16 protein-coding genes are annotated in these 17354 nt (G+C 65.0%); 15 read left to right on the top strand and 1 reads right to left on the bottom strand.

Annotated features, from left to right (window positions below):
* Window positions 1-138: 138 nt before the first annotated feature.
* The 4 genes from QRN11_RS07600 to QRN11_RS07585 all read left to right on the top strand — a co-directional run bounded on the left by QRN11_RS07600 (window position 139) and on the right by QRN11_RS07585 (window position 4907).
* Window positions 139-1854, top strand: a complete 1716-nt coding sequence (locus QRN11_RS07600) for a purine-cytosine permease family protein (protein WP_285250497.1) — start codon at window positions 139-141, stop codon at window positions 1852-1854.
* A 197-nt stretch (window positions 1855-2051) separates the two neighbouring features.
* Window positions 2052-2711, top strand: a complete 660-nt coding sequence (locus QRN11_RS07595; RefSeq protein ID WP_285250496.1) for a DUF6318 family protein — start codon at window positions 2052-2054, stop codon at window positions 2709-2711.
* Between the two features lie 413 nt (window positions 2712-3124).
* Window positions 3125-3697, top strand: a complete 573-nt coding sequence (locus QRN11_RS07590; RefSeq protein ID WP_285250495.1) for a hypothetical protein — start codon at window positions 3125-3127, stop codon at window positions 3695-3697.
* A gap of 139 nt (window positions 3698-3836) precedes the next feature.
* Window positions 3837-4907, top strand: a complete 1071-nt coding sequence (locus QRN11_RS07585) for an alkene reductase (protein ID WP_285250494.1) — start codon at window positions 3837-3839, stop codon at window positions 4905-4907.
* 233 nt (window positions 4908-5140) lie between these two features.
* On the opposite strand, the gene QRN11_RS07580 is transcribed toward QRN11_RS07585, so the two are convergent.
* Window positions 5141-5437: a hypothetical protein gene (locus QRN11_RS07580; protein ID WP_091417945.1), complete on the bottom strand. Its 297-nt coding sequence runs from the start codon at window positions 5435-5437 to the stop codon at window positions 5141-5143.
* A 142-nt stretch (window positions 5438-5579) separates the two neighbouring features.
* Between QRN11_RS07580 and QRN11_RS07575 the strand changes: the two genes are divergently transcribed.
* The 11 genes from QRN11_RS07575 to QRN11_RS07525 all read left to right on the top strand — a co-directional run bounded on the left by QRN11_RS07575 (window position 5580) and on the right by QRN11_RS07525 (window position 17338).
* Window positions 5580-8015 (top strand): Tex family protein, encoded by a 2436-nt coding sequence (locus tag QRN11_RS07575; RefSeq protein WP_285250493.1) that lies wholly within the window; start codon window positions 5580-5582, stop codon window positions 8013-8015.
* A gap of 67 nt (window positions 8016-8082) precedes the next feature.
* Entirely contained in the window at window positions 8083-8403 is a 321-nt protein-coding gene (locus QRN11_RS07570) for a hypothetical protein (protein WP_285250492.1), read from the top strand.
* 383 nt (window positions 8404-8786) lie between these two features.
* Window positions 8787-9638: a glycosyltransferase family 2 protein gene (locus tag QRN11_RS07565; RefSeq protein WP_170850698.1), complete on the top strand. Its 852-nt coding sequence runs from the start codon at window positions 8787-8789 to the stop codon at window positions 9636-9638.
* Window position 9639: 1 nt separating this feature from the next.
* A complete protein-coding gene (locus QRN11_RS07560) occupies window positions 9640-10635 on the top strand; it encodes a glycosyltransferase family 2 protein (RefSeq protein WP_091417387.1) in 996 nt (331 codons plus the stop codon).
* A gap of 140 nt (window positions 10636-10775) precedes the next feature.
* Complete coding sequence (locus tag QRN11_RS07555) at window positions 10776-11867, top strand: hypothetical protein (RefSeq protein ID WP_091417390.1); 1092 nt, start codon at window positions 10776-10778, stop codon at window positions 11865-11867.
* Window positions 11868-11880: 13 nt separating this feature from the next.
* On the top strand, window positions 11881-12693 hold the full coding sequence (locus QRN11_RS07550) for a glycosyltransferase (RefSeq protein ID WP_091417392.1): 813 nt from the start codon (window positions 11881-11883) through the stop codon (window positions 12691-12693).
* Complete coding sequence (locus QRN11_RS07545) at window positions 12690-13973, top strand: lipopolysaccharide biosynthesis protein (protein WP_285250491.1); 1284 nt, start codon at window positions 12690-12692, stop codon at window positions 13971-13973. Before QRN11_RS07550 ends, QRN11_RS07545 begins: the two co-directional genes overlap by 4 nt.
* Complete coding sequence (locus QRN11_RS07540) at window positions 13970-15748, top strand: glycosyltransferase (protein ID WP_142057454.1); 1779 nt, start codon at window positions 13970-13972, stop codon at window positions 15746-15748. The genes QRN11_RS07545 and QRN11_RS07540 overlap by 4 nt, the downstream gene beginning before the upstream one ends.
* 5 nt (window positions 15749-15753) lie before the next feature.
* Complete coding sequence (locus QRN11_RS07535; RefSeq protein ID WP_285250490.1) at window positions 15754-16089, top strand: hypothetical protein; 336 nt, start codon at window positions 15754-15756, stop codon at window positions 16087-16089.
* Window positions 16086-16289 (top strand): hypothetical protein, encoded by a 204-nt coding sequence (locus QRN11_RS07530; RefSeq protein WP_285250489.1) that lies wholly within the window; start codon window positions 16086-16088, stop codon window positions 16287-16289. Before QRN11_RS07535 ends, QRN11_RS07530 begins: the two co-directional genes overlap by 4 nt.
* The gene (locus tag QRN11_RS07525) at window positions 16286-17338 is read left to right on the top strand and encodes a metallophosphoesterase family protein (protein WP_142057458.1); all 1053 of its coding nucleotides are present in this window, start codon (window positions 16286-16288) and stop codon (window positions 17336-17338) included. Before QRN11_RS07530 ends, QRN11_RS07525 begins: the two co-directional genes overlap by 4 nt.
* The last annotated feature ends 16 nt before the right edge of the window (window positions 17339-17354 follow it).

Here is a 17354-nt window from a genome sequence, read left to right as displayed (position 1 = left end):
GGAGAATCCGTTGCGGGGCTTCTTATTGACAGGGGCTGTCAAGGATTAACCCCGTGGAAACAAGGCTGTGACGGGACTGTCGTCCGCGCTGGATAGCGTCAGCGCAGGAAACTCCTGCAACGAAAGCGACGCACATAGATGAGTAATGACATGGAAACCACCAAGTTACTGGAGCCGGCATCGCAGCCGCCTGCCGCCGTCGTCGGCAGTTCTCCCACGGGTAATGCCGCTGCACTGAACGCCACCAAGGAAAGCCTGGAGGATTACACACTCCGGTTTGCGCCGCGATCGTACCGGAAGTGGAGTGCGGGAGTGGTGGCCACCAGTGCGTTGGGCGGCATCGCCTACCTGGCCGACTTCTCGATCGGCGCAAACATTGGCATCGCCTACGGAACCGTGAACGCGATCTTCGGCATCCTCGCGGCCGCCGTGATCATCTTTGCCACCGGTTTCCCGCTGGCCTACTACGCTGCCCGGTACAACATCGATCTGGACCTGATTACCAGGGGTTCCGGCTTTGGCTACTACGGCTCCGTGGTCACCAACGTTATTTTCGCGACCTTCACGTTCATCTTCTTTGCGCTGGAGGGCTCCATCATGGCGCAGGGGCTGGAGGTGGGGCTGGGCGTTCCGCAGTGGTTGGGGTATGCGGCGTCCACTGTCATCATCATTCCGCTGGTGATTTACGGGATGAACACCCTGGCCAAGCTGCAGGTGTGGACCACCCCGCTGTGGCTGCTCCTGATGGTGGTGCCGGTTGCGTACCTCCTGATTTCCCACCCCGAGAGCATCAACAGCTTCTTTGCATACACGGGAGAATCGGGCGACGGCGGGCCGAACCTGGCGTCTGTGATGCTCGCTGCGGGCGTCTGCCTGTCGCTTATGGCGCAGATCGCCGAGCAGATCGACTACCTCCGGTTCATGCCGCCCCGCACCGAGGCGAATAGGGGTGCGTGGTGGCGGGCCGTGATCCTGGCCGGACCGGGCTGGGTAATTTTTGGGGCACTGAAGCAGATCGTCGGGTTGTTTATTGCCATCTACCTGATTGCGTCCTTGGATCCCGCCGCGTCTGCCACTGCCAACGAGCCGGTGCACCAGTTCCTGGGTGTTTACCGGGAGATGATGCCGGCGTGGCTGGCCATGACGCTTGCCGTGGTGCTGGTGGTCATTTCGCAGATCAAGATCAATGTCACCAATGCCTACTCCGGGTCCTTGGCCTGGACAAACTCCTTTACCCGGATTACCAAGACGTACCCTGGCCGGATGGTTTTTGTAGTGGTCAACCTGCTCATCGCACTTGTTCTGATGGAAGCCAACATGTTCGACTTCCTCAACACCATTCTCGGCTTCTATGCCAACTGCGCCATGGCGTGGGTTGTGACAGTAGCCTCGGATATTGCCATCAATAAGTACCTGCTGAAGATTTCCCCCAAAGTGCCGGAATTCCGCCGCGGAATGCTTTACCCGGTAAATCCGGTGGGCTTCGTTTCGATGCTGGTTTCTGCCGGAATTTCGATTGCTGTGTTCTTTGGGGCTTTTGGGCCGGCCATCCAGCCCTTCTCGCCGATCTTCGCGGTGGGGCTGGCCTTGGTTCTTCCGCCTGTGCTGGCACTTCTCACGAAGGGGCGGTATTACCTGCGGAGGACCGACGACGGCATCGACCTTCCCATGTTCGACCCCGACGGCAACCCCAGCGACGCCAGGCTTCTTTGCCACGTGACCGGGATTGAGTTTGAGCGGCCGGACATGGTCCGGTCCGCGCAGGACGCTCCCGACGGCGGCCCGCAGTACGTTTCGTCCCTGGCACTTTCGACGGACAAGACAGGGGAGTTGGTGCTGCCCGCGAAGCCTTAGTTGCCGCATTTCGTTGTTGAGGAGGCCGGAGCATCTGCTGCTCCGGCCTCCTTTGTGACTTTGTGTCGGTTTCCGGCAGTGGTAGAACCAAGGGCGAAGCGCCTGTGGATAACTCTTATCGCCGAAATGTGATCTGGGCTACCCTTAAGTCACTGTCCGGAGAATGCCGTCTAAAACTACTGGGGGAATAGCGGCCCATGACATCGCACAACAGCTGTACGTCCGGTGGAATGCGCGCAGGCGCAATTGCCTTCATTCTTCTTGGTTCGCTCGTGCTGGCCGGGTGCTCGGGCGGAGCACCTGCAGATCCGGGCCCATCCTCCAGCGCCGCGGAGTCCACGTCGCCCAGCGCCACGCCCACCCCGACGCCGACTCCCAGTGCCGTGTACAAACCCGCGGACGCTTCGGGCCCGGCCCAAAACGTCCCCGTCCCGGTGCTGCCCGAGGTGGCAAAGACGGAGACGAAGGAGGGGCTCGAGGCGTTTGCGAAGTACTGGTTCGCACTTCTGAGCTACGGATATGAAACAGGCGATACGGAAGCGGTGTCGGCGATTACCAGCGCAAACTGCGTTATGTGCGAACGCAGTAAACAAGTGCAGACCGGGTGGCACGAAGAGGGTCGATGGCTAGCGGGTGGAAAGGTGACAACGCCCGTCGTCAACACGGCTTTCAACAAATCGTCTGATGGTCAGTACCAGGTAGCAGTGCAGGTCTCGCAGGAAGCTCTGAGCTACTACAACGCGGATGGGTCTTTGGATAGCACTGACGCTAAACCAGCAGACTCAGGAAGCCTTATGTTCGCGGCCTATAGAGATGGTGCCTGGTATGTAAACACCATCGAGCCGATCGCTGGCTGAGAATGAAAGGCGTCTTGCTTCGCTGCCTGCTTGGAGTCCTAGTCGCCACGCTCGTCCCAGCGGGTATGGGATTTTTTTCCCCCGGCTTTGCCGGCGTGCAGTCGATTGTTCGCATCGGCGACGATAAAGCAAAACCTCCAAAAGCGCCCCCACTAAAAGGTGTATGGTCAGCGACCGGCACGGACATTGCCGGCTGGGCCCGGGACTCAGACACAGGTGACTTTGCCCCACTTGCACCCGGAACAGTAAACACCGACCCCAACGAATACAAGTACGAACTTCAGTGCCATCTCGGTGGGGGAGACTTCGACACACCCTGCCTGGGCCGGCAGTTGGAGTGCAAAGACGGCCCTGATGGTGAAGACGGGATTCCTGTCATCTGGCATTCAAGGCCCCGTGGTGTTCCTGGCGCCGTGTGGGCCATCCACTCGGGACCTACCTGCCTCTTTGACGCTAAGCCAGAGGACCTGCTGCCGCGCATTGCCGCCGACATCCAGCGGGAGTTCCAGAACCTTCCCGTCAATGCCGGAACTGTGGTGGCGCAGCCCAGTCCGCACACACTTCGGGGTGCGGAGACCAACTTCTATGGAGAAGCAACTGAGCAGCAGTTCGACATCAGCATGTTCGGGCAGGCGGTGCACGTTGTGGCAACCCCCGTCCAGTACACCTGGAACTACGGCGACGGCACCGTCTTCGGACCTCAGCCGTCCATGGGGGGCCCGCTGCCGCAGGACCGGTGGGGCGAGAAGACCAGGACAAGCCATGCCTACGGCGCAACCGGCGACTTCCAGGTTGTGCTGACCACATCCTTCCAGGGAACCTACTCGGTCAACGCCGGCCCTCCGCTGCCCATCCCCGGCCAGGGGCAGTTCAACGCACCGCCGCAAACCATCAGCGTCTGGCGGTCTCTGACCAGGAACTACGCCGATGATTGCAACGCGAACCCGCAGGGCCAGGGCTGCCCCGGAATTGGTGAAACGCGGTAGGGGCGGAATTCAGCCAAACCCCCGGCACCCACACAAGTCCGTCGTCGGTCACTGTGTGATTCCCGCCGCATCCGGAATAGTTGCATACGCCTGCCAGTTGGGACTAACAGAACGTTGGCAACCCCGAAAGGAACCGCGCATGCTGTTTTCCCCCCTGGCCCTTGGTGAACTTGAACTCCCGAACCGCCTGGTGATGGCGCCCCTGACCCGGCTCCGCGCCGGCGAAGAAGGCATCCCGGGACCCCTCCTCGCAGAGCATTACCGCCAGCGGGCATCCCTGGGCCTGATCGTCAGCGAAGGTACTTACCCCAGCCCCGCCGGCCGGTCCTACCCCGGCCAGCCGGGCATCGTCACCGAAGAGCAGATAGCAGGCTGGAAAACGGTCACCGACGCCGTCCACGCCGAGGGCGGACGCATGTTCGCCCAGGTCATGCACGGCGGCAGGGTTTCGCACCCGGACATCACGGGCGGCCAGACCATTGTTGCCCCGAGCGCCGTTGCCATCGAGGGTGAGGTCCGCACCCCGGCCGGCAAGCAGCCGTATCCGGTGCCGCATGCGCTGACCACTGACGAACTGCCGCTGGTCATGCAGGAAATCGTCGACGCCTCACTGAACGCCATCGAAGCCGGCTTCGACGGCGTGGAGCTGCACTCGGCCAACGGCTACCTCCTCCACGAGTTCCTGGCACCGAACTCGAACGTCCGAGATGACAGCTACGGCGGTTCCCCCGAAAACCGGGCACGGTTCGTCATCGAGACGGTCAACGCTGTTGTGGCAGCCATCGGAGCCAGCCGGGTTGGCATCCGCATCTCACCCGAGCACAATGTGCAGGGCATCGCCGAAGTGGACGCAGCAGATGTCCGTGCCACCTACGAGGTGCTGGTGGACAGCATCGCCCCGCTGAACCTCGCCTACCTGAGCATCCTGCACCACGAACCCTCCGGCGACCTGGTCCAGGATCTCCGTGCCCGGTTCGGCGGAACGTTCCTGGTCAACACTGGCTTTGGTGTTGTGACCACGCGCGAGGAAGCCGTGGCCCTGGTAGCCGACGGTCACGCCGATGCCGTGGTGGTGGGCCGTCCCGCCATCGCCAACCCGGACCTGGCCCGCCGCTGGAACGAGAGCCTGCCGCTGAACGAGCCGGACCCGTCCACCTTCTACGCGGAGGGCGCTGAGGGCTACACGGATTACCCGGCGTACGCGGGCTAAGGGGCGCTTTCCAAAGCATCCTGTTGACAGAGACGACGGCGGCACCCGGCTTGGGTGCCGCCGTCGTTTGCTGCTCGGTGTGCTGTCCCGGCAGCAGACGCCAAAAAGCCATCCGACGGCCCTTGGCTAGTGAAGTTGGCCCGCCGGGCTCCTCGGGGAAGCCGGCGGTGATCAGATGCTACTCCAGCAAATGGATTTTTACCATAGGCCGGTTTGGCCATGGTATCCAGGGGCTATAGGACCGCCTCCCGGCCCGTTCCCTCAGTCATTACAAGCTTCCCGTCCTGAATATTAACCAGGACGCTTTTGGGTTTTCCGCTGACCTTCGTGATCGCCTTGAGGCCGCGGTTGGTCACCTCAACTCCCACATGCGCACCCTTCGCCGGCAGCTCAACTGACACCTCGTTCGCAATGCCAAGGATGGGATTGGTGGACACATCCAAGTCGCGCCGCGCCTGCTTGCCGTTCACCGTCACGGTGATGTTTGCCTCCTCGAACCCCTCCTGAAACACAATAAGCAGCTCCCGCATCATGCCCTCTTCCTCGAGCGTTGGGTTGCCTGAGACGGCATTTCAACTACAGCACTTTGCGGGCGGCAGCGGAATACCCTTACCGCAGGGCTCGCACCGTACGGCAGTGGAGCCGTGCAGCCGCTTAGGGCAAGATGTTCTGGTGACCCAACAGCCGCAGGCCCCTTCCACCACTCCGTCCACGCCCCAGAAACGGGAGGACGGCATCTACACGCAGATTGCCACGGAACTGGGGGTCAAAGCCTGGCAGGTTAAGGCGGCAGTGGAACTGCTCGACGGCGGATCAACGGTGCCCTTCATCGCCCGCTACCGCAAGGAAGCCACCGGGACGCTCGACGATACCCAGCTGCGCGAGCTCGACGAGCGGCTGCGCTACCTCCGCGAACTCGAGGACCGCCGTCGTACAGTGCTCGACTCGGTTGCCGCCCAAGGCCAGCTGACCCCGGAGCTGCAAAAAGCCATCCTTGCCGCCGACACCAAGTCCCGCCTCGAGGACATCTACCTGCCGTTCAAGTCCAAGCGCCGGACCAAGGCGCAGATCGCGCGCGAGGCCGGCCTGGAACCGCTCGCTGACGCATTGCTCAAACGCCCCGAACTCAATCCGGAACGCGAAGCCGCCAAGTACTTGAACACCGAGCATGCCGTGGACGATGCCGCCGCGGCCCTCGCAGGTGCCCGGGCCATCCTGGTTGAACGCGCCGCCCAGGACCCTGACCTCGCCGCCACATTGCGTGAGCGGCTGTGGACGCAGGGCCGCATGGTGTCGCGCGTGAAGAAGGGCAAGGAAGCGGACGGGCAGAAGTTCGCCGACTACTTCGAGTTCGCGCAGGCCCCTGCCGGCATGCCGTCCCACCGCGTCCTCGCACTGCTCCGCGGCGAGAAGGACGGCGTCCTCGAGCTGGACCTCACCGAAGCGGATCCCACGGACGACGCCGCCCTCGCCGCCGCACGTTCCCGGTACGAGTCTGCGGTGGCCAGGTGCCTCGGGGTCGCCGACCGCGGCCGGCCCGCCGACGGGTGGTTGGTGGAAACGGCGCAGGTGGCGTGGCGGTCCCGCGTGCTGGCCCGGCTAACAGCAGACCTGCGAGGCAAGATGTTCGCAACAGCCGAGGACGAGGCCGTGCGCGTTTTCGCTGCGAACCTTCGGGATGTCCTGCTCGCTGCCCCGGCCGGGAACCGGGCGACGCTCGGCCTGGACCCGGGCCTCCGAACCGGCGTCAAAGTAGCTGTGGTGGATGGAACCGGCAAGGTGGTGGCCACCGATACTGTCTACCCGCATGCTCCGGCCAGGAAGTGGGACGAAGCACTGGCAAAGCTGGAGCGGCTGGCGCGGCAGCACGGCGTCGAACTCGTGGCCATTGGCAACGGCACTGCATCCCGGGAAACCGACAAACTCGCCGCCGAGCTGATCAAGCGGCTGCCGGATGTGGACCGGAAGCCGCAGAAACTGGTGGTTTCCGAGGCCGGGGCATCCGTTTACTCAGCGTCCGCTCTAGCGGCGGCGGAACTGCCCGGCATGGATGTATCGCTCCGCGGAGCCGTGTCCATCGCCCGCAGGCTGCAGGACCCACTGGCCGAATTGGTGAAAATTGATCCGAAGTCCATTGGCGTGGGCCAGTACCAGCATGATGTCACGGCGTCGAAACTGGACCGGAGCCTTGACGCCGTGGTGGAGGACTGCGTCAACGCCGTCGGCGTGGATGTGAACACTGCGTCGCCGGCACTGCTCAGCCGGGTGGCGGGCGTGGGGCCATTGCTGAGTGAGAACATCGTCGCCTACCGCAACGAACATGGCCCCTTCGCCAAGCGCGCGGACCTGAAAAAAGTGCCGAGGCTCGGCGCAAAGGCTTTTGAACAGTGCGCCGGATTCCTGCGGATTACCGGGGGAGCGGAACCCCTGGATGCTTCAAGCGTGCACCCGGAGTCCTACTCAGTGGCGCGCAAGATCCTGGTCGCGGCGGGCCCGGCGCCGGCCTCCTCCCTGGATCCCCGCGACTTCGTGGACGAAACTTTCGGCCTGCCCACCGTCAAGGACATCCTGGCGGAACTGGACAAGCCGGGGAGGGACCCCCGCCCGGCGTTCGCGGCAGCCAGCTTCTCGGAGGGGATCGAGAAGATCTCGGACCTTTTGCCGGGCATGATCCTGGAGGGGACCGTGACCAACGTGGCCGCCTTCGGCGCCTTTGTTGACGTGGGCGTCCACCAGGACGGCCTGGTCCACGTATCTGCGCTCGCGAACCGCTTTGTGTCTGATCCCCGTGAGGTGGTGAAGTCCGGCCAGGTAGTACGGGTGAAAGTCCTCGAGGCAGACCCCGAGCGGAAGCGGATTTCCCTGACCCTGCGGCTCGACGACGAACCGTCCCCGGGCGGGGCAGCCTCTGCCCGGCAGGGCGGCCGGCCCGGGGCTGACCGCGGACGTGCCCCAGCATCCGACCGGGGCGGGCGCCAGGAGCAGGGGCGGTCCGCAAACAGGCAGAACCGCAATGCCCCTTCCCCCGGGCGCGCTCCTTCACCCCCGCCGGCACCGGCCGATACTGCGATGGCTGAGGCGCTGCGGAAAGCGGGCCTCGGCAAGTAGGTACGCGCCGGCGGTTGGCCACGTGGGGTTGGTGGATTCGATGGTGCGTTTCTGCAAAGGTGGTTTCATGACCTATTTCCTGGAGTACACCATTCCTGCGCCCGCCAACGACGCCGAGTTTGAGTTCCCCCACGACGAGATCAGCCCCGGCACTACCATCCCGCTGACCCAGACGAAGGCCGACGTTGTGCACACCCCGGAACTGCCGGCGCGGACGGGCGTCATCGGCGCCACCGTTCCCGAGGCGAAGCTGGAAGCCGAGCAGTTGATCACCCACAGCCGAGCCACTGAGGCGTCCCTGTACTTCGACCCGTCCAACTCCCTCATTGCGGGTGTAGGTACCCTCGTTGCCACTTTCGCTGACGGCCGCGGCTGGCAGGACATCTAGGCCAACTGCGCCCGTCCCGCAACACCGGCTTCGGCGGGTTGCATTTTCCGTCCCGGAGGAACCTTTGGTTTCCTCCGGGACGGAGCTGTTTAAGCGCACAAATCCTGGTTCTCTTGGCGCAGGTTCTTGCGCCCCCTCATGAACGGTTGGGCTACGCGCGCGCTGCCGATAAACCCCTATGTACCTAACGGATCAGACGCCCCAGCCCCTTCGCCCCTAGCCCCCTGAACAGGGAAATTCCCTACGTAGGAAAGGTTCTAAAAGCAAGTACACACTACTGATGTTTAGGTAGTCCGGCCTCCCATACGCTCAGTTCACGAATTAGTAGTCCGGGCCGTCAATCGGCCAAAGTACTCTACACACGCCATGAAGTGGTGAGGCATTTGTCTATTTCCATTCAGCCCCCAATTTCCTTCTCCAAGCTGGCGGCAGTGCCGGAGAGGGCCTCCATCAGCGTCGTGATCCCAACGCTGAACGAGGCCCAAAACATTCCTTGGGTCCTCCGGCGGATGCCCCTCTACGTCGACGAGGTGGTGATTGTTGACGGCCGTTCCACAGACAACACTGTTGGAGTGGCGCGGGCGGTCCGCAACGACATCGTGGTGGTGGACGAGCAGCGTAAGGGCAAGGGAGTTGCCCTGCGGTCCGGGTTTGCTGCAGCAACAGGCGACATCATCGTCATGCTGGACGCTGACGGAAGCATGGATCCCCAGGAAATCGGCTGGTTTGTTTCCCCGCTCCAGCACAACTTCGACTTCGTCAAAGGTTCCCGCCACGTCACCGGAGGAGGGTCCGAAGACCTGACGCGGCTGCGCCGTTACGGAAACCGTGCGCTGACCGGACTGGCCAACGCCGTCCTGCACAGCAACTACTCGGACCTTTGCTACGGCTACATCGCTTTCCGGCGGGAGTGCCTGGAAGTCCTGCAGCTGGAATCCGACGGTTTTGAAATTGAGACGGAACTGATCGTCAGGGCTGCGAAGGCCGGCCTGCGGATTGCCGAAGTCCCCAGCCTGGAGCTGGACCGCATCTCCGGGGCATCAAACCTCCAGACATTCCGGGACGGCTGGCGGGTGCTGAAGACCATGGCCCATGAGTGCCTCCTGTGGGAGGCTCCCACAGCCGGCGCCCGTCCCGAGGCACTGCGCCGGGTGAAGTACGCCTACGCCAACGTGAGCTTCCCGCGAACTCCCACCGATCCGACCAGCGTTCTTCCCGTCATAAGCGTGGCATGACATGACGTACCTACCCTTCCCAAGCGTCAGCGTGATCGTCTGCGCCTACACCACCGAACGCTGGAGTTGGCTGCTGGATGTCATCGAATCCCTCCGCGTGCAGACCTGGGCCCCTAAAGAGGTCCTGGTGGTGGTTGACCACAACGATGAACTCTACGAGCGTTTGGCTGCCACTGTGGATGACGTCACCGTCGTGAAAAACACCGGGCCGCGGGGACTCTCCGGAGCCCGCAACACCGGCGTGGGACTGGCGGACTCGGACGTTGTGGCCTTCCTCGACGATGATGCAATAGCCACACCGGACTGGCTTGAACGGCTCATGGCGCTCTATGACGATCCTGAGGTGCTCGGAGTGGGCGGCCGGGTGGAACCCCTCTGGGAGGCCGGGCGGCCCGGCTACTTCGGCGAAGAGCTCGACTGGATCGTCGGCTGCAGCCACCGGGGCCTGCCACGTGTGGCATCCGAAGTCAGGAACGTGATCGGTGCCAACATGTCGTTCCGGCTTGACGTCATCCGTACCGTGGGCGGTTTCAACCACTCCTTGGGCCGTCAGGGTTCCACTCCCTTGGGCTGCGAGGAAACCGAGATCTGCATTAGGTCGACGATGGGTGCCCCCGGATGCCGCATCGTTTACGAGCCGGCAGCGCTGGTACGCCACCATGTGCCCGCCAACAGGGGAACCGTGCGTTACATGCTTTCGCGGTCCTGGTCGGAGGGCATTTCGAAAGCCCAGGTCAGCCACGTCGTCGGGCACAAGCGGGCCCTCGGCCCCGAGCGCCGGTACGTGCGCAGCATCCTGCCCCGGGCCGTCTTCTCGGCGGTGTATGACTGGACCCGCGGTGATCCAGCCGGACTCGGCCGGGCAGCCGCCTACGTCGCCGTCGTGGGGTGTACGGCGGCCGGCTACCTCCGCGGACGCCAGCTGGCGCACGTGCCTGGACGCCCCTTGAGCCAGCCGGTACTGGCCGGCGTCAGCCCGTGGCGGGAAGTCAAGTGACCGCGGTCTCTGTGCACCATCCCGTCGCCACCGGTCCACCAACCACCCGCCGCAATGACACCGCGGACACCGTCCGCCCGGGCGACACGACCTATCCCAGCACAACGATCCAAGCGACACCATTTAGTTAGGGGACGACTATGCGCACCAGAGAGACTAAGGCATTGAATTTCGACATCCACGGCCGGCTCACCATCCGGGTGGATGCACAGGCGCCGGCAGCACACCAGCTCCGGACCATGCTGGCGTGTTTCGCCACTGACACCGAACGGCCGGCCGACATCGTGGTCGACGACCGGCCGGAGCCAATGCCGGATGCGGGCCTGCTGGAGCACGAGCTGGCGTACACGGACACCAGCGTGCGCTTCAACGCAGATCGGGTCCAGGTGGTCCGGGACGCCGACCAGTGGCGCGTCCACGGATCGGGCGAGCTGTTGACGTCCGTGGTTCCCGTGCTCGACGCGGCCATGATCGCCCGGGGCGCTGCCATGATCCATGCTGCAACAATGGCCTACCGGGGCCACGCGATCGCGCTTCCCGCGGCCGGAGGGACCGGTAAGACGAGCACCGCCGCCAAGCTGATGCGGCGCGAGGGCTGGTCCTTCATGGGTGATGACTGGGCCTTCCTCGCCGAGGATGCCACCCTGCTCGGCTACGCGAAGCCGATGTTCATCAAGCCGCACCACCGGAACATCTACCCGCACTTGTTCGAAGGCGTCCGCAAGCCCCTCGTCCCCCCACGGTTCTCCCAGAGCGTAGGCCGCCTCACCACTGTGGTCCATCCATACGTCATCCGTTATCCGCGGCTCGCGGACTTCTCCCGCCGGTGGTCGCCGGAGCACCGCATGGTTGACGCGGCCACTGCGTTCCCCGGGCGTGAAGTGACCACCACGGCCCCGCTCGCCGCCGCCATCTACGTTGAGCGCTTTGAGGGTACCAAGACCCGGATTCTCGAGCGGACCACCGATTGGATGGTGGACCGTATGATCGGCAACTTCCACATCGAGATGGCGGGCTTCTCGCAGCAGGTTGTCACCGGCCTGGCGGCCACGTCGGTCGTCCCGTGGCGCGAGCACTTCGCGGCGAAGGGGCTCGTACTGAACAAGGCGCTCGACGGACGTCCCTGCCACCTGCTGCAGGTGCCTTCCGCGTACTCCGCGGACGAGGCGTCGGACGACATCGTCCGGCACCTTGAGGAACTGCTGCCATCGGTCCTGGACGACCAGGCCTGAGGGGTGGGACATCATGACCCACAGTCCTGCAGACGTTACTGCCGTCGTTCCGGCCCGCAACGCTGAAAACCTGCTCCCGGGATGCCTGGAGGCCCTTCGCCAACAAGGCGTTGCTGAGATCATTGTGGTGGACGGATTGTCCACCGACCGCACCGTCGAGCTCGCGCTCGCCGCCGGTGCCAGGGTCCTCAGTGACGAGGGCCGCGGCCTGCCTTGGGCCCGGACACTCGGTGTGCGGAGCAGCAATACCCCGTGGGTCCTGCTTGTGGATGCCGACGTTGTGTTCGGCCCCAGGGGAGTGGCTGACCTGCTGACAGAGCTGGTGGAAGACGGTCACGATGCCCTCCAGGCCGGCCTGGAAAGTGTTGCCGGACCGGGCTACTGGGGGCAGGCGCTGGCACATCACCACCGCACCGGCCGCAGCCGCAACTGGTTCGGACTCGTGGCGACGATCGTCAACCGGGACCTGATGCTGGGCCTGGGCTTTGACGACTCGTTCAAGTCGGGGGAGGACATCGAACTGCGTTGGCGGATGCGGCAGTCCGGGCTGCGAACGGCGGTGTCACGCCGCGTCTTCGTCGAACATCGATTCGCCGCAGACGACTTCGACTTCGCGCTCGACCAGTTCCTCATGGATGGAACCGGACTGGGACGGATGATCCGCAAACACGGCTGGCGCGGCGCGAGGTTGGCGCTGCTGCCTGCAGCCGCGGCGGTCCGGGGCAGCGCCTTGAGCCTCGCCGCGGGCCAACCCCGTTGGCTTCGCTACTACATCGCCTTCTGCTGGTACAACTACACGGGTTTGGTCAAGGGTTTCGCATCGTGACTACAGTGAGGGGGAAATCCGCCGTGGACGGCCCGCCCGTCCGGCACTCCGCACTGCGCAGCTCAATAGGCCTCATCATTGCCAAAGGTGCCCAGACCGGCTCGGGTTTCGCTTTCTGGGTGGTGGCCGCGCATGCGGCCTCCACCCGTGAGGTCGGGCTCACCACGGCCGCCGTCTCGGCAGTTTTGATCTGCGCGCAGCTCGCGGTGCTGGGCGCCGGGTCGGCCGTTATCGTCTCGGTGGGGCGGGGGGAACCGCCCGCTCGGGTGCTGGACGCGGCGTTCGCCATCGTCGGGGTAGCCAGCACGGTGCTGGCCCTCGGGTACCTCATCCTGCAGCTGACCGCAGCCCCGGACACGGCCTCGACATCGGTTCTCTTCTGGCTGATGTTCCTCGTAGCCGCCGTCACCGGAACAATGGGCACCGTGCTGGACCAGGCGCTTGTGGCACTGGGCCGCGGCGCCAGCGCGACCTTGAGGTACACGATGGGTGGCGGTGTTTCACTCGCGGCCGCAGCACTCGTGGCCTTGCTGGCGCGCCCCGCAGCGTCAGACCTGCTGATGGCCTGCTGGACCCTCGGAACCGCCGTGACATGCATCGTGGGCGTGATCCAGTTGCGACGACTTGTGGGCTACCGGCTGCGGCCATCCTTGCACCCGGCACGCGGCCGTCCGCTGCTGATGCTGGGTATCCCGAACCAGCTCCTCACCCTCACCGAGCGTGCCCCCGGTCTGGTGCTGCCGCTCCTGCTTGCGCATATGGTGTCGCCAGAGGCCGCTGCTTACTGGTACCCCGCCTGGATGATGGCGTGGGCAGCCTACACCGCTCCGATGCTGATGGGCATCGTTCAGTTCTCCGAGGGGGTCCGGGAACCTGGCCGCCTGGTGTCCACCACGTGGGCAACTCTCCGATGGTCGCTCGCCATAGGAGGGCTGGGCTCCGTCGTCCTTATCGTCTTCGCCCGCCCCCTGCTCCATTTGCTCGGAGACCGGTACGCCGACGCGTCAGCCGGCGCCCTGCGGTGGTTGGCGGCCGGCGTGGTGGCCTACGCGGTACTGCAGGCCTATAACGCGGTGTGCCGGGCCCGGGGCCATTATGCGGAGGCCATCACGGTGGGCGTGGTGCTCGCCGCGGCCCTCTGCATCTCAGCATTGTCGGCCGCCGGAAGCGGCCCCAGCGCCATGGCCCTTACCTGGCTGGTGGTGCTCTCTGTCGGAGCCCTGGCGGTCGGCCTTCGGCTGATCGCAGTCCTCCGGCGCGTCAAACAGGAGGTACGATGACCAGCACGCTTGATACACCCAGCCGCATGGACCTGCGCTGGAAACCGCGCGACCTGTGGTGTGCCCTCGCCGGCGCGGTTTCGCTGGCGCTTGTGGTGTGGGCCGCTTCCACCGTGGCACTGCCCGTGACCAGCGACCTGGGGCTCGTCGCCGCCCTGCCCTTCCCCTTCTGGGCCGGCGTCCTGATTCTTAATGCCGCCTTCTTCGTGGCGCTGCGGGGGGACACCGAGGGCCCGGCGAGCCGCCCGGTAATGATATGGCTCGTCGCGGTGCTCGTGCTCGTGCTCTTCGGGACCGCAGCCTTCGTGACAGACGTACCGCGCGGGGAGGTCGCGTTCCGGCATCTCGGCATCGCCAACGCACTCTCGGGCATGCAACAGATCGATCCGAACATCGACGCGTACTTCAACTGGCCCGGTTTCTTCGCCCTGCTGGCAACGGTCCTCGGGGCAACGGGGCTCGACCCGGTGACCCTGGCCCTGTGGGCTCCAGTGCTCAACGTGAGTCTATGGCTCGTTGCCATCGCGGTGCTCACCGGCTACCTGACCCGGGATCCGCGACGGCGTTGGTTGGTGCTCTGGCTCTTCTGCCTCGGCAACTGGCAGGACCAGGACTACCTGTCGCCTCAAGCCTTCGGTTTCTTCCTGTACCTCGTTGTGCTTGCGATGGTTCTCGGTCCGCTCGCGGCGAAGCCCGCCACGTTCCACGGCTTCCGGCCCGCTGGCCTGGGGCAATGGTGGCGGGAACGGACGCCGGCCGAGCCCCGGACCGGATTCCGGCTGGCCGCCCTCGTGGTGACCCTCCTGCTCATTCCGGTCATCACCGCCAGCCATCAGCTCACGCCGTTCATGTTGCTCCTCGTGATCACCGTCCTCACCCTGAGCGGGCGGGTATGGCCGGGCCGGCTTCCCCTGATCGCCGGCCTTGTGCTGGTCCTTTGGCTCCTCTATCCAGCGAGTACGTACCTGGCCGGGCACCCGCTCCTGGAGAACTCAGGGCTGCAAATAGCGGCCGAGGCCAACGTCGTGGACCGCGTGAACGGGACAGCCGGGCACCTGCTCGTGGTGCAGCTCCGGGTGGGCCTCACCGTCCTGCTGTGGGCGCTCGCCGCCCTTGGCGCAGTGCTCGAATGGCGCAAGCGGCGCCTCGACCTCCGGATAGTCCTCCTCGCCGCCACCCCGCTGCTGCTCTTCCCCGCACAGGCGTACGGCGGTGAAATGCTCATCCGTGTCTCGCTGTTCGCATTGCCCTTCGTAGCCCTCCTGGCGTCATCGGTGCTGCTGCCGGGAGACGGCAGCGTCCGACCGTCCGCCCGCGCCGTGGGTGCTCTTGTGCTCACCTGTTTCCTGCTGGCCGTGCTGACCGTGACCGGCCGGTTCGGAAACGCACAGTATGACGTCTTCACCCGCAGTGAGATTGACGCAGTGGCCGCCGCGGAGCAGTTGGCGCCCCCCGGCTCCTCGGTCATCTCGGCTGCCCACCCGACGCCGTGGCGCAGCCAGTCCTACCTCGAACACCGTTACCGGACCATGGATGATCTGTGCCGGGAGGACCTGTCGCCTCAGACATGCGGTCCCATCGTCTATAACTACGCCCGGCACAACCCCGGCGGCGCCCACTTGATCTTTATGCGCTCCACGGAGGCAAGCGTCGTCCTCCAGGGCGACAACAGCCCGGGCGAATTCACCGAACTCGAGGAGTGGATCAGTATGCAGAATGGCGTGCAACTGGCATTCAGCAACACCGACGCGCGCGTCTACCGGGTGGCGCCATGAGTGCCATGACTTTAGCCAAGCGGCCCACCATCATGCTCGGCCTCGCCGCCGTCGTACTGGCGCTCCTCACGCTTGTGGGGCTGCCGACACCACTGCAAACGGTCGCCGCGGTGGCTGTCCTTATCCTGCTGCCGGGGCGGGCACTGGCCCAGCTGACGCCGGTTACCGACTTGGCGCTCGGAACGCTGCTCGTCCTGGCGCTCGGCCTGGCCACGCTCACCGCGGTGTCTACAGCGATGTTCTACCTTGCCGTGTGGTCCTGGCAGGCGTGCGTCATCTCGATGGGTGTCATCACCATCCTTGCGTGCATTGCACGCGCACGGCAGGAGGCTGCGTCATGATTGAACTGGCAGGACTGGTGGTGGCTGCTGCCCTGCTCGCCACCCTTGTCACCCTCGAGGTCCGGCACGCCGGACCGGACCCGCTGCAAACCCCCCGCCCGAGGTTCCTCGGGCGGGCAGTGAGCCAGGCGGCCGTCGCCGTCATGTGGCTGGTATGCCTGTTCCTCGTCCTGCCACGCCTGCTGGAACTACTGACGTGAACCGCTCGGCGCGGTGGTGGCTCCTCAGCGACCTCCACCTCGGCGTGGGGGACGAGGACCCCAGGCGCCCCGGCAAAGTGCTGCCCGATTTCCTCCGCCGCGAGGTGCTCCAGGCGTCAGGTCCGCAGCAGCACATCGTATTCGTCGGTGACACCTTCGAATTGGCAGGGCTCACCGAAGACGAGAGCCTGGCCCGCCTTGAATCCATCCTGGCGCGCCACCCTGAGATTCAGGACGCGCTGGAAGGGTGCGCGGCGCGCGGCGTTCAACTGCACTTCGTGTGCGGGAACCACGACGTGGAGCTGGCCCGGCCCTCGGTGGCCGCCCGGCTGTCATCGCTGCTGTCACCCGTCGAACCCGCCCAGGTCCGGGTGCACCCATGGTTCCTGCACGTACCCCGTGTCCTCTTGGCCGAGCACGGGCACCAGCACCATGCGCTGCACCGTATCCCCGAGCTGCTGCGGACCGCGGTCAGCGGTACCGACGAACTGGACCTGCCACCGCTGGCCGCCTGGCACGCCCGGCCATCGAACTCGCGCCTCAGCCGTGCCGGGGCCGTTGCCCGGGCCTTCCTGGCATCCGAACGGGCAGAACGGCGCGTCCAACAGCTCGCCTACGGCGAGCTGTTGGAGGCTGAAGCCCTTCGGCTGGAGCTCGGCGGGGCCGCCGTTCGGGATCTCGCACGCCTGTCCCGCTTCCGGACGATGTCGGTGCTCCCGCGCACCGCCACCCGCATGGTCCTCGCTGCAGCCGGCCGCAGCATCGCCAGCGAGGAAGCTCCTGCTGCTGCCGGCCAGGTGGCACGCACCCTTGAGACGCATGGATCAGCAGTGGCCTGGTACGTCTCGGGCCACACCCACCGGGCCCTTGAGGCTACGCTCGAGGGCGGCGCCACCCGGTACGTCAACACCGGTACATGGTGTTCGGATGTCCGCGGCCGCGGACCTGACCAGTCGGACCGCCGGACTTTTCCGTATGCTGTGGTCGACGTCGGCCTGGACGGCGCCACCGGCGGCGGGCTGCAGTATTGGCGTCCGGATGCCGGCTAAGTCCGGTTCACTTCCG

Origin of the sequence: Pseudarthrobacter sp. fls2-241-R2A-168, assembly GCF_030209335.1 — a bacterium.
Taxonomy (GTDB): domain Bacteria; phylum Actinomycetota; class Actinomycetes; order Actinomycetales; family Micrococcaceae; genus Arthrobacter.
This window is presented reverse-complemented; position numbering and strand designations above follow the sequence as displayed.